Origin of the sequence: Psychrobacter sp. Choline-02u-9 (assembly GCF_002836505.1) — a bacterium.
Taxonomy (GTDB): domain Bacteria; phylum Pseudomonadota; class Gammaproteobacteria; order Pseudomonadales; family Moraxellaceae; genus Psychrobacter.
This window is the reverse complement of sequence record NZ_PJBF01000046.1, coordinates 55,165-67,412: the sequence shown is the minus strand read 5'-3', so window position 1 is coordinate 67,412 and position 12,248 is coordinate 55,165. Positions and strand designations below refer to the sequence as shown.

Annotated in this window: 13 protein-coding genes; 5 read left to right on the top strand and 8 right to left on the bottom strand. The window is 42.9% G+C overall.

Features of this window, described 5'->3' with window-relative positions:
- Nucleotides 1-98 precede the first annotated feature (98 nt).
- Nucleotides 99-1,709, top strand: coding sequence for a glutamine-hydrolyzing GMP synthase (gene guaA / locus CXF69_RS06020; RefSeq protein ID WP_102078222.1), 1,611 nt, complete (start codon nucleotides 99-101; stop codon nucleotides 1,707-1,709).
- Nucleotides 1,710-1,757: 48 nt separating this feature from the next.
- Nucleotides 1,758-2,744, top strand: coding sequence for a tetratricopeptide repeat protein (locus tag CXF69_RS06015; RefSeq protein WP_102076599.1), 987 nt, complete (start codon nucleotides 1,758-1,760; stop codon nucleotides 2,742-2,744).
- A 75-nt stretch (nucleotides 2,745-2,819) separates the two neighbouring features.
- On the opposite strand, the gene CXF69_RS06010 is transcribed toward CXF69_RS06015, so the two are convergent.
- The 8 genes from CXF69_RS06010 to CXF69_RS05975 all read right to left on the bottom strand — a co-directional run bounded on the left by CXF69_RS06010 (nucleotide 2,820) and on the right by CXF69_RS05975 (nucleotide 10,181).
- Nucleotides 2,820-3,668 carry an HNH endonuclease gene (locus tag CXF69_RS06010; protein WP_102078221.1) on the bottom strand — a complete coding sequence of 283 codons (849 nt, stop codon included), beginning with the start codon at nucleotides 3,666-3,668 and terminating at the stop codon, nucleotides 2,820-2,822.
- Nucleotides 3,669-3,861: 193 nt separating this feature from the next.
- Nucleotides 3,862-4,866 (bottom strand): YhdH/YhfP family quinone oxidoreductase, encoded by a 1,005-nt coding sequence (locus CXF69_RS06005; RefSeq protein WP_102078220.1) that lies wholly within the window; start codon nucleotides 4,864-4,866, stop codon nucleotides 3,862-3,864.
- Nucleotides 4,867-5,058: 192 nt separating this feature from the next.
- Nucleotides 5,059-6,036: a zinc-binding dehydrogenase gene (locus tag CXF69_RS06000; RefSeq protein WP_102078219.1), complete on the bottom strand. Its 978-nt coding sequence runs from the start codon at nucleotides 6,034-6,036 to the stop codon at nucleotides 5,059-5,061.
- 411 nt (nucleotides 6,037-6,447) lie between these two features.
- Nucleotides 6,448-6,702, bottom strand: a complete 255-nt coding sequence (locus tag CXF69_RS05995) for a DUF2798 domain-containing protein (RefSeq protein ID WP_102078218.1) — start codon at nucleotides 6,700-6,702, stop codon at nucleotides 6,448-6,450.
- Between the two features lie 288 nt (nucleotides 6,703-6,990).
- Complete coding sequence (locus CXF69_RS05990; protein WP_102078217.1) at nucleotides 6,991-7,368, bottom strand: DsrE family protein; 378 nt, start codon at nucleotides 7,366-7,368, stop codon at nucleotides 6,991-6,993.
- Between the two features lie 177 nt (nucleotides 7,369-7,545).
- Entirely contained in the window at nucleotides 7,546-8,097 is a 552-nt protein-coding gene (locus CXF69_RS05985; RefSeq protein ID WP_057757622.1) for an acyl-CoA thioesterase, read from the bottom strand.
- 59 nt (nucleotides 8,098-8,156) lie between these two features.
- Nucleotides 8,157-9,305: a YheT family hydrolase gene (locus tag CXF69_RS05980; protein ID WP_102078216.1), complete on the bottom strand. Its 1,149-nt coding sequence runs from the start codon at nucleotides 9,303-9,305 to the stop codon at nucleotides 8,157-8,159.
- A gap of 273 nt (nucleotides 9,306-9,578) precedes the next feature.
- Nucleotides 9,579-10,181, bottom strand: coding sequence for a YigZ family protein (locus tag CXF69_RS05975; protein ID WP_102078215.1), 603 nt, complete (start codon nucleotides 10,179-10,181; stop codon nucleotides 9,579-9,581).
- Between the two features lie 197 nt (nucleotides 10,182-10,378).
- Here CXF69_RS05975 and CXF69_RS05970 point away from each other — a divergent pair, with 197 nt between their 5' ends.
- The 3 genes from CXF69_RS05970 to CXF69_RS05960 all read left to right on the top strand — a co-directional run bounded on the left by CXF69_RS05970 (nucleotide 10,379) and on the right by CXF69_RS05960 (nucleotide 12,148).
- A complete protein-coding gene (locus CXF69_RS05970) occupies nucleotides 10,379-11,083 on the top strand; it encodes a pseudouridine synthase (RefSeq protein WP_057757631.1) in 705 nt (234 codons plus the stop codon).
- A gap of 224 nt (nucleotides 11,084-11,307) precedes the next feature.
- Nucleotides 11,308-11,655, top strand: coding sequence for an IS630 transposase-related protein (locus CXF69_RS05965; RefSeq protein WP_101204407.1), 348 nt, complete (start codon nucleotides 11,308-11,310; stop codon nucleotides 11,653-11,655).
- Entirely contained in the window at nucleotides 11,591-12,148 is a 558-nt protein-coding gene (locus CXF69_RS05960; RefSeq protein ID WP_145990076.1) for an IS630 family transposase, read from the top strand. The genes CXF69_RS05965 and CXF69_RS05960 overlap by 65 nt, the downstream gene beginning before the upstream one ends.
- The last annotated feature ends 100 nt before the right edge of the window (nucleotides 12,149-12,248 follow it).

Sequence of the window (12,248 nt, the reverse complement as noted above, 5' to 3'; positions counted from 1 at the left end):
CTAATAATAATCGCGAATAATTCATCATCTAATAGCCAATAGAGGTCGTAAACTTGTTAAAATAGGGCACCAATTTATCTATTGATGGATATCGATTTATGACCACTGCTGCTGCCACTCCTGCAATCAAAGAAGATCGCATCTTAATCCTCGATTTTGGCTCGCAATATAGCCAGTTAATCGCTCGCCGTGTGCGCGATTCTGGGGTGTTTTGTGAGATGTTCCCTTATGATATCGACACTCAGCGCATCATCGATTTTGGCGCAAAAGGCGTCATTTTGTCAGGCGGCCCTGAGAGCGTCCACGCAGAAAACAGCCCACGTATCAACGATGCGGTATTTGATCTAGGCGTGCCAGTACTAGGTATCTGCTACGGTATGCAAGCGATGGCAGATCGTTTCGGCGGACAAGTTCATGCCAGTGATATTCATGAGTTTGGTGCAGCGACTATCGAAGTAAATGGTCACTCACAGCTGACTGACGGCATCGAAGACAGCAAGACTGACGGCGCGGCTGCCAAGCTAAACGTTTGGATGAGTCATGGTGACAAGGTCATCGAAGTACCTGAAGGCTTTGACATCATCGCTAGTACGCCAAGCTGTCCGATCGCGATTATGGCAAATGACGACAAGCAATACTACGGCCTACAGTTCCACCCAGAAGTGACACATACGCTACAAGGTCAAGCGCTGCTAGGTCGTTTTGTCCATCAGATTTGCGATTGTGCTGGTGAGTGGACGCCAGACAATATCGCTGATATGCGTATCGCACAGCTAAAAGAGCAAATCGGTGATAAGCAAGTATTGCTAGGTCTATCGGGCGGTGTGGATAGCTCAGTCGTTGCCGCGCTATTGCACAAAGCAATCGGCGATCAGCTGACTTGTGTGTTCGTTGATAACGGTCTCTTGCGTCTGCACGAAGGCGACCAAGTCATGCAAATCTTTGCAGAAAACATGGGTGTAAAAGTCATCCGTGTTGATGCCGAAGATTTGTTCTTAGATGCGCTAGCAGGCGAGTCTGATCCAGAGAAAAAACGTAAAATCATCGGCAAAACCTTCATTGACGTATTCGCTGATAGCGCGCGTCAAGTGAGCGAGCAGAGCGATGGTAAAGTTGTTGAATTCTTAGCACAGGGTACGATTTACCCAGACGTGATCGAATCTGCTAAGTCGCATCAAGGCAAAGCACACGTCATTAAGAGCCATCATAACGTAGGCGGTTTGCCAGATGATTTGGCATTTAAGCTGATTGAGCCGTTACGTGATTTGTTCAAAGACGAAGTACGTAAGCTTGGTATTACGCTAGGGTTGCCAGCCAAAATGATCTATCGTCATCCGTTCCCAGGTCCAGGTTTGGGCGTGCGTATCCTTGGCGAAGTCAAAAAGGAATATGCGGATATTCTGCGTTTGGCTGATGCGATCTTTATGCAAGAGCTTGAGCGTTCAGGCTGGTATGACAAGACGGCACAAGCATTTGCCGTATTCCAACCAATAAAATCTGTCGGTGTGGTCGGTGATGGTCGCCGATATGCATGGGTAATCGCGCTACGTGCGGTTGAAACCGTAGACTTTATGACGGCTCGCTTTGCGCATCTGCCGTATGATTTGATCGAGACGGTATCGAACCGCATCATGAATGAAATCGCTGAAGTATCACGCGTGACTTATGATGTTTCGAGTAAGCCGCCTGCAACGATTGAGTGGGAATAATTATTCATATGCTATGATTGTAATATCAACGCAAAGGAGTGATGGACTATGAAACTGGTTCATGTGGGACAAAACGAGTGGATGTTTGAAGATGACGTTAGCGATAAGTCGGCTGACAATAGATCAAATGCGCTTGGCGCTGGTAGAGCGCTTAATCTTAAAATAAAAGCCTTTGTAGATGCCGAGGTAAAAAGAGGTCGTGATATCAACGATATTATGAATGAAGTCATGACCAAATTTCAGCATGAAATTGTGCAAGACTTTGATGAGCAGCCGCCAACCTCATTCCAAGTGATACAGATGACGCTGGAGAAAGAAGGTTATGAAGTGGCTCGTGATATTGCTCAGTTTTTAGTATTAGAGAATATGAATGACCCTGATGCTTACTTTAACTTAGCATTTTTGTGTGAGCAGCATGATGACAGCTTTTTAGCACTATTGAGTAGCCGCGAATGTATGCGCCTATACTTAGAGTATTTCCCCAAAAACTTTAATTGGCAAAAAAGTAAGCTGCCATGGGGCATCATGGAGAACCGTCCCTTTTTGCGAGCGCTGTTTCAGCTGGCAAATGTCTATGCTGACAATATGAGCTTTGATGAAGCCTGCGAGCAGGGAGAAAGGCTGCTACAAGTTTGCCCTAATGACAACCTAGGTATGCGTGAAGCGCTGATAGAATGGTACATGTTTACCGAAGAGTATCAGAAAATAATTCGAATTTGCGACAACTATCCAGAGGATATGCTTGCAAATATCGCTTTCGGTAAGGTGCTGGCTTACTGTTATCAAGATAAATTAGATAAGGCTGAAAAAGAGTGGGATATCGCAAAAGATAACTTGCCTGAAGTGGCGCATGAAATTCTTAAAAAGCGTCATCCTAGACCACGCGGTATGGGTATCAATAGTTATGGTATCGAAATTGGTGGTAAAGAGCAGGCTTATCTCTACTGGCAAGATATGGGCGATTGGTGGGAAGAAAATACTACCGCTCAAACCCTGATTGAGAAAAAACGTGCTGAGAAAAAGAAGAAAAAATAATTTGATTTAGCGGCACTTCTCTTTAGTTAAAACACTCAACTTAGTTGGGTGTTTTTTGTTTTAAACATAAAAGTTTTACTCGATAAGTTTTGCTTCGATAGCAGCAACTTTGTTTATTAACTTATTATTAAATTCTAAATGGCCTAAAGAGTAGTGAGCTTTTCGATGACAGGTAGGACATAACGCAATAACGTTTTGAGGTAAGTCCGCACCACCATCTGCCAATCTAGTTAGATGATGAACTTCCAGATAAGGTCCAGATTTAGTTTCAAATGGCGCTGTCTCATTACATCCCTCGCATAAACCATTAGCTCTTTTTTTAGCATACAGCTTAATTGCTGTACTACGGTTTTGAATAGACTGAATTTTTTCTTGAGTGCTTGCGTGGGTTGGTGTTGAACTTAAGGCAATTTCTCGTAATTGCTGTAATGATTTACCTTTACTAGGCTTAATGATATAAACGGCTTTAGGGGCTTTAACTACTTTAGATGGCAGGGTTTGAGTTGTATCAATATTTTTAGTATTAACCATATCTAGATGAAAAATGATAGCGACACGAAGCTCACCATTTCTATCTGGCCGTTCTTCCATATGATGAAAAACGTAATTACAATACCCTAAAAACCGTACAAAGCCTCGTGATGTTGATTCGAAAAGTAGAATTTCTTTATTGTTTTTTTGATGATCATGAATTGCCAAATTACCTTTGGTCATTTTCATGTCACCTTCTTGGCCTTCACCCGTATATTTAAAGGTGCCGTTAGGGTCAAAATCATCAATATAGCCATATTCGCCGCCAGCATCGCCGGTAAAAATAAATATATAGGGATGCTCGGCAGGCGTTGCTATGCCACCATATTGTTGCCCTTTATATATACCGTGTATATCAGAACGACGGTTATAGATTTTTCCTATTTTAAACACTATGGCTTCCCTATTTTTTTATTAAGCTAATAGAGTTTACTATAGTTGATAACAGTTGTTCTGTTTCTTGCCTTTAATTGTAAGTTTTGGAGTTTATAAAAGCCTATGATGTGAATCTAAAAAAATAGCGGTGCTCTCCAAAGTAAAGAGCACCGTTACGGCTTGCAAAGTTTAGCTGTTAAAAACCTAAATCCTACCCCCGCACATTCACCACATAACGCCCAACCACTTTGCTAGACATAAAGCGATCTAGGTATTCTGGCGTTTGCTCTAACGTAATCTCTTCACCATAGCTCTCAAGATTAGGCAGCTTCATATCGGTAGCGACACGTTTCCAGATGGCTTCTTTATCAGCCAATGGGATATAAACCGAGTCGATACCCAATAGCGACACCGCGCGGGTGATAAAAGGAATCACCGACATCGAAAACTCAGCACCACCCGCTAGACCACAGCTCGTCACTGCGCCGCCCGCCTTGGTTTGTTTGAGCAAGTTAGATAGATAGTCGCCGCCGATAGTATCAATGGCGTTTGCCCATAGCTCACGGCCGACAGGCTTATTACCGATTTCATTGATGGTGTCACGATGACGTACTTCGCTCGCGCCAAGCTCTTTCAGATGTTCGCTTTGCTCTGGCTTACCTGAGAATGCAATCACGTCATAGCCGAGCTGCTTTAAGATAGCGATACTGATCGTACCTACACCGCCTGTTGCACCAGTCACAGCGACTGGGCCATCACTGGGTTTTGCACCCATTTTCTCTAACTTTTGCACACTCAGTGCTGCGGTTAGGCCGCCGGTACCATAGGTCATCGCTTCTTTTAGCGTCAGCGTCTCTGGGCACGCCAGCGCCCAATCTGCTGGTATAGAGATCATTTGACCGAGACCACCATCGGTATTCATACCAAGATCATAGCCGAATACCAATACTTCTTGACCTGGGCTAAACGTGCCTGACTTGTCACTAACGACCACGCCCGCTGCATCGATACCAGGCGTATGCGGATACTCTCTAGTGATTCGCTTATTGCCTGACACCGACATTGCATCTTTAAAGTTCAATGACGAGTAGTGTACTTCGATGAGTAGGTCGTTCTCTGGCAGGTCGCTGACTTTGCGCTCTTGAATGCTTTTTTTGAATTCGCCATCGCTGGTTTCTTCGACAACTAAGGCTTTGAATGTTGTATCGTTTGACATAGCTATATCCTTATTAAATATTATTATTTGGGTTGATAGGTAACTGCTGATGAAACTAATTACTTTGAAATCATCATGACAACAGCATGGTTAAAATAAAAAAGCCCATAGTATTATCTAACGAGTAATACAAATGGACTTTTCATATTTATGATGCCTTCAATGACAATCAATGCAAGATTAGAGTATCGCTTAAGGCTTTAGAATAACTTTGCCTTTTTTACTTGATTGTACTTTTCCAGAGACCGCGGTTGTGATGTCATCTAGACTATAGATAGCTTCGATCGGTAGCTTCAAATCGCCATTCGATGCGCGTTCTAGCAATTCAGTGATCAGGCGTTGTTTGTTGTCTAGATCCATTTCTTGGCTGGTTTTGCTGCCCCAGAATCCTTTGACAGTCGCTTGCTTAAAGATCAAGCTACCAGCATCTAATGCCATTGGCTTGCCTGACATGATACCAAACGAGACCAGCGTGCCTTTGCTGCCAAGTAATGATAGTAGCTCATTGCTCGACTCACCACCGACTGAATCGACGGCTGCTGTAATTTTGTCATCACCAATGATAGCGCGAACTTGGTCTTTCCAGTCATCATCAGCAGTGACGACATTGTTTTTGATGCCGAGTGAGGTCAACTCTTCTATCGCGTCTTTACTACGTACGAGATTGATCGTATTCACACCGCGTGCTGCTGCGAGCATCGCAAGCGTTTTACCCACTGCGCCGTTTGCCGCGTTATGAATAATCCATTGACCTTTATCTACTTCCAAAAATTCTAATAGCATTAGGGCAGATAGCGGCATAGCGATCAGCTGGGCAGCCAACTCGTCTTCGATGCTATCAGGCATGTTAAATACCATGCTGGCAGGAGCGACAAAATACTCTGCCCACGTCTCATGCACACTAGCGCACGCCACACGTTGGCCGACGCTTAGATCTGTGACGTCATCACCCACGGCATCGATAATACCTAGCGCTTCACTACCACCGATGGCTGGCATCTCAGGCTTATAGCCATATTGACCACTTACCGTTAGCAAGTCATGGTTGTGTATAGGGGAGAGGATGGTTTTGATGCGGACTTCGTTGGCAGCTGGCTGCGGCATGGGGCTGTCGCCAACGCTCAATACGTCAGAAGGTTTGCCAAAGCTGTTATGAATAGCACTACGCATGGTGATTTCCTTTATATATTTATGATTTAATTTATGTGTAAGTGTATTAAGAGTATGAATAACCGACTATAAACATCATGTCATTGAGATCATTCATCAATGTATTTTTTCTTCTAGTAGAAACGATACCATGATAATGATGCTTAGAGGTTATCGACTAACAAAGACACTATACTTAAAAATAGACTGGTCGTCTAGGAGTTGGATACATTTGCGCTAACGGGATTTTGTTATAGAAAGCTTGGCTTACATCGGTCATATTCTCTAGCGTTAGATTGTCAATCGCATATATATGGAATACGGCATTAGGCCAGTTCAGTCTATTCTCTATAGAACCTTGACTTGCTTGCCCTATATCTAAACTATCTTATAACGACGATGACTCAGAATTATGATAGCTATCGATACTGTTTAATAAAATTCTATCCTACTCAGTACGTGCTCTTGTACTAGATAGGCGCAGATGTACGCACTTGGCCACGCAAACATAAAGGCCAGTCCCCACGAATGCATCAACTCCATAAAAAATCCGTCGATGAAGCCTTGTTTGACCACCAACAGGGCTGTTGAGATAATCAGTGACATCATCATCGCCATTAGACCTGTAAATATAAGGCGATAATATTTGCGGCGCGTACGTATTCTGATAGTGGGGAAATTGGCCATAGTATTCGATTGTCCTACATAGTGTTAGCTACGCCCAGCCTATGATGCGGGCATACGTTGTAAATATAATAGTCAGATAATGAGCAGTCATGTTAGATAGGGTGTGTACTACCAGTGTTAATCATACTCTGTGATGCCGAACGGGTAAAATCGTTATTATCAATGGTAGGGTTCACGTTATATTATTAATAAGTACTCTGCCAATCTAAACGAAAAAAGAAACACCAGAATATCTGATGTTTCTTTACTATCTCGTAGGATTATACAAATGAACCATTTACGAGCATCCTAATTCAACTGCAACGACCCTTTCGCATTCATCAGTAGCTCAACCACATCATCACCGCTAATCACTTCAAAGCGCTTGTCGATATCTGACTCTTCTACACCGTTGTGTTTCATACAAGCGCCGCAGACCAACACTTGACCACCTTTTTCGATAAAGGCCTCTAGTAACTCACCAGCTGGCTCAAACGGATCGCCGATATCTACATTGTCTAGCGCGTTTGGTTTTGCCAGATGCACCGCATCCACCATTAATATCACAGTAGCAGAATGGCCTTTTTTCAGTGCCACGCCTGCCATGGTAAATGCTAAAGTAATTTTGCTTGGGTTTGATTCGCTATTATCAAATAACGTGCCGACATAATCTGTTGTATTAGCCATATTATTCTCCTTATAGGACTATATTTGTTTTGTCTGAGTATGTACTCACAACTATCCTAACATTTATTATATGTATTTATATAATGAGTTGTTATGAAATAGTAGCTATAAGGTTGCTTGCTTGTACTATCTGTTAAATAAGATAAAAGTAATTAATTACTATCCTATAAGGTTAAGTTAGTCAGCTGTATCGACAGGCGGCCACGGACGATCAGCATCACTTTTGATCCACTCAGCCACGTAACCCGTTGGCGGTAGATCCCAGTCAGATTGGCCCAGTGCAGCCAGTACTTGTGCCGTGTCGATCACTCTGCCACCTTTGGTCACACCGGTACGCAGTAGACCAGATGAGCAGGGCTGTCCTTTGACCCACATTGATTGCTCAATATATAGCCAGCGCGCGTCGATACCGACGATTTTGGTTTTGAGTGTGACTTTTTGAAAGGCGCGAATACGCTTACGGTATTGAATAGTGCTGCCAGCGATGACCAAACCCCAGCGTTGTTTTAACAATTGCTTGCCAAGCCCAGTCCGTACTGCAAAGTCCATACGACCCAAATCATAAAGCGTAAATACGCGGCCGTTATTCATCTCCAAAAAATTATCTATATCGGATAGGCGGCAGCGAAATTGAATCTCACTGGTGTCCTTAAACGTCAGTGTGTCGCCCTTTTTTGCTTTTAGGGCAGCATGAGCGATGGTGCTAGCGTAACGGATAAATGGGTACATAAAACACTCTCAAAAAGTTATAAACGTTGGCGTTATTATTTCGTCATTGATGACAGTGATTATTTCTTGTCAGAGACCGCATCTTGATAAGGTTCTTTAATAGAAGCCACGCCAATATGATTAAAATAAGCACTGACGGTTTCGGGTATCCAGTTGATATCGAACTTTGAGGTTTTCGCTTTTTTACCATTTGTTCCCAATTGCTTAACGTTAGATTTATTATCAGTAGATTGACCGTTTACTGAAGAACTGTCTGCGCTATCTTTTGGATGATTATCGGAGCGATAACGCAAATAACCGATATGACCACCGTGCGGGGTATCTAAAATGGTGACACTATCAGAGACATCATTTGGCGTCGCGGTAAAGCCAATGAAAGGATCGTCTTTTGCACTAATTAATAGTAGAGGCTTGGTTACGTTGATCAAATAAGGTAGGGCAGAAGAAGATTGATAATAGTGATTGTTAGAGCGGTAGCCATGACGCGGGGCGGTGAAGATATCATCGAAATCGCTGATACGATTGACAGCTTTGATAGCATCAATTTCTTCTTTGGTAATATCGTTCGCCAACGCTTTTTTGATAATTGGATTGAGCAAATAAGGCGTATAGATACGATGACTCAAAAAGCTGTGCATGGTAATGGCCGCTGACGACATATCGACGGGAGCAGAGATGACCGCAGCGCCTTTGCAGATGGCTTCGTCACCATACTCACCCATGTACTTCGCTAGTGCATTACCGCCTAGTGACACGCCAGCCGCATAGATATTGGCATACTGCGCACGTAAGTTCTGTAGCGCGTGATGCACCTCGGCAGTATCACCCGCATTATAAAAAACTCGACCATTAGCTGGAATACCGCCACAACTACGAAAGTGCACCACCACAAAATGCCAGCCTTGCGCATGCATTTGATATGCCAGTGCGCGAGCATAATGGCTATCGCTGCTGCCTTCCATACCATGAAATAGCACAATCAATGGCGTTTGCTCAAGCTCACCATCTTTTGATGCCTCTACAGGATGCGCATCATAAAAATCGTAAGCAATATCGGTTTCACTTAAGGAATCTTGCATCACCACGCGGCGATACGTCGGTGCTTTGGGTGCAAAGAACTTGGGTAAGATGCTTTGTAGATGTGGATTGGTCAGCCAAAATGGTGGCTTAAAAGGGGCTGGAGAAAAAGGTTTGGTTGAAGTTGACATATATTGGTCTTATTTAATAATTGTGGAAAAACAAATAGAGTAGCGTGATAAGGTTTTTTTTATCATAACGCCAGTACCTGTGAAAACCAATAATTTTCAGTGAACGCATGATTACTGAAAACAGTTATTGAAAACAGCTACTGGAAATTAGCTACTGAGAAGTAGGTGCTAAAAATAATTTACCGAAAAACAGCTCCTGAAACAATTTAACGAATAAATATATTGAACACAGAACTGTCCAAAATTTGCGACGAGAATAGCTAGGCAGCATTTTTAATCTTCTGGCTTATCTAATACTCGACCATCCATTGCTAAACGCGCTTTTAAATTTTCGACATCTGCTTCAGCAAGTGTGGCGGTTAAGGTCACTTGTTTGCTATAGGAGACATCGTCGATATGACCGCCAAGGCTCTCTATCATATAGCGGCATTGGGCTTCGGTGGCAAACTCTGCCAGTATCTGAATCTGGGTCATCGGTACATAAGGGTTTAGTATCATCTCGTCGACGGCCGCTTGAGCAGAGCCCGCATAAGCACGGGTGAGACCGCCAGCACCCAATTTGATACCACCGAAGTAACGCACCACGATGATAATCACGTTGCCGATCGACTTATGCTGCAGTACATTCAATATCGGTCGACCCGCTGTACCGCTAGGCTCGCCATCATCATCAAACCCTGCACTGGTGGTATTATCAGGGTCGCCCACGATGTAGGCCCAGCAGAAGTGACGCGCATCTGTGTACTCACCACGTAGCTGTTCCACGTGAAACATTGCTTGCTCACGGGAGGTCACAGGATAGGCGTAAGCAATAAACTCAGATTTTTTAATTTCGAGGCGCGTGGTAACGGCACGTTTTAGCGTTTGATAGCTCATATTTCATCAGGCTTAGGTTGGATATGTTAAACTGGTCTGACTTTCACTGGCTTTTGTATTGAGCACAGTGTTTATTTAATTTTTCATTATAGTACCATTTCTAACCATCGAAGATAACGAGCCGCTCACGGCTGAGTGCTGGCGTCGTTAGTTTCTGATTTAGGGCTGGTATAATAAAACCGATGGTAGTAAATAGTATGCGTTTAGATAAATTTATTAGTAAAGCCACTGAGCTGTCGCGCAAAGAGTCAAAAAAGATCATGCACGCCGGCGAGATTACCGTAAATGATCAAGTAGTTAAAGATCCTGGCCTACATGTCGATGTGGTCAATGATGACGTGATGTGGGCGGGCGAGCCGTTGTCAGTTGCTGCTGGTAATCGCTATATCTTGTTGTACAAACCTGAAGGCTTTGAGTGCACGCTAAAAGTTAAAGAGTATCCAATTGTCACCGAACTGATTGCTGTACCAGAATTGGGTAGTCTGCGTATCGCTGGACGTCTCGATGTTGATACTACTGGTGCGTTACTGATGAGTGATGATGGCGGCTGGCTGCACCGTGTCACCAGTCCTAAGCACGAGCATGCAAAGGTGTACGAGCTGACTTTGGCAGATGCAATGGATAGTGATGCACAAGAAAAAGCCGTTAAGAAAGTGGCTGAAGGCATCTTGCTTGAAGGGGATTACGAGCCAACCAAACCTGCTGTTCTTGAGTTCATCGATGAAAAACATGCACGTCTAACATTAGAGCAGGGCAAATACCATCAGGTCAAACGTATGATGGGTTACTTCGGTAATCGAGTCACTGAGCTGCACCGCGCTAGTATCGGTCATATCAATCTAGAAGGCCTAGAAAAAGGCGACAGTCGTTTCTTAACGCCAGAAGAAGTTGCTAAGTTTTAAGAAATGAGCACTGAAATTATTAAGCTTTGGCATTAATACTTGTCTTGAAATTATCATTCTAAACCCATTAGCAGCCGCTACTTAGTGTGCTGCTTTTTGCGGTCTGCTATATTGTATTTATGTCTATTATCTAGCTGTGTTGCCTACCTCTTAAAACTAAGTATAGTCAGTCCAAAATAGAAAAGGTACAATGCTTTTAAACCAAGCAAAGAGAAATATAAAAGATGACCTACTCAGCAGATTTTCGAGCACAAGTTATCAAAAACATTGAGCAAAAAGACATGAGCATCCGTCAGGCCTGTATTTTTTATAATATCAGCAAGAGTACACTACAGCGCTGGCTTATAGACCCAAGCATCCAAACGACCAGAGTCAAAACGCCAAGCAGTATACCCAATGAAGCCCTTCTACAAGACGTTAATCAATACCCAGATGACTACCTGTATGAGCGAGCTCGTCGTTTAAACTGTAGTAAATCAGGTATTGGCTATGCCTTAAAAAGATTAAATATCAGCCAAAAAAAAGACCTTAGCACATCCAAAAGCGTGTTCAATAAAAAGAGCGGTATATAAGAATAAGCTTGATCATTTTAAGCAGCAAGGCTATCCCGTTGTCTATATGGATGAGAGTGGCTTTGAGGCTGAAACTATTCGTCCTTATGGCTATGCACCGATAGGTAAACCTTGTATTGATAGCTACAATTGGCAAGCTAAAAAACGTACCAATGTCATCGGTGCTCTGTATGAAAAGATGCTTTTTGCGCTTGATTACTTTGAGAAAAACATCAATGGCGATATATTCTATGACTGGTGCAAATACACGCTCATTCCAAGCCTTAAAACTAAATGCGTAATCGTCATGGATAATGCCAGCTTTCATAAACGAGTGAAAAGTCTTCTGAATAGGCATGGTCACAGGCTTTTATTTCTACCATCCTATAGTCCTGACTTAAATCCTATTGAAAAGAAATGGGCACAAGCTAAGTTTCTACGACAAGGTTGGATGGAGAATAATCTACCTAAACTATTTCATAATATGGGTTGTACTTCTTTTATTTTGGATTGACTATAGCAGTTTTGCGACATTAGCCATTTAGTGCTTTGCAAAACTATCCCATATGCTACAGTCTTTTTTATCTATATTTTTATGATAGACAATGTTTAAA

What these genes read in the sequence shown, in the direction of transcription:
- CXF69_RS05970 (WP_057757631.1), top strand. Translation starts at nt 10,379, where the DNA reads ATGCGTTTAGATAAATTTATTAGTAAAGCCACTGAGCTGTCGCGCAAA.
- CXF69_RS05965 (WP_101204407.1), top strand. Translation starts at nt 11,308, where the DNA reads ATGACCTACTCAGCAGATTTTCGAGCACAAGTTATCAAAAACATTGAG.
- CXF69_RS05995 (WP_102078218.1), bottom strand. Translation starts at nt 6,702, where the DNA reads ATGGCCAATTTCCCCACTATCAGAATACGTACGCGCCGCAAATATTAT.
- CXF69_RS05990 (WP_102078217.1), bottom strand. Translation starts at nt 7,368, where the DNA reads ATGGCTAATACAACAGATTATGTCGGCACGTTATTTGATAATAGCGAA.
- guaA (WP_102078222.1), top strand. Translation starts at nt 99, where the DNA reads ATGACCACTGCTGCTGCCACTCCTGCAATCAAAGAAGATCGCATCTTA.
- CXF69_RS05980 (WP_102078216.1), bottom strand. Translation starts at nt 9,305, where the DNA reads ATGTCAACTTCAACCAAACCTTTTTCTCCAGCCCCTTTTAAGCCACCA.
- CXF69_RS06005 (WP_102078220.1), bottom strand. Translation starts at nt 4,866, where the DNA reads ATGTCAAACGATACAACATTCAAAGCCTTAGTTGTCGAAGAAACCAGC.
- CXF69_RS06015 (WP_102076599.1), top strand. Translation starts at nt 1,758, where the DNA reads ATGAAACTGGTTCATGTGGGACAAAACGAGTGGATGTTTGAAGATGAC.
- CXF69_RS06000 (WP_102078219.1), bottom strand. Translation starts at nt 6,036, where the DNA reads ATGCGTAGTGCTATTCATAACAGCTTTGGCAAACCTTCTGACGTATTG.
- CXF69_RS05975 (WP_102078215.1), bottom strand. Translation starts at nt 10,181, where the DNA reads ATGAGCTATCAAACGCTAAAACGTGCCGTTACCACGCGCCTCGAAATT.
- CXF69_RS05985 (WP_057757622.1), bottom strand. Translation starts at nt 8,097, where the DNA reads ATGTACCCATTTATCCGTTACGCTAGCACCATCGCTCATGCTGCCCTA.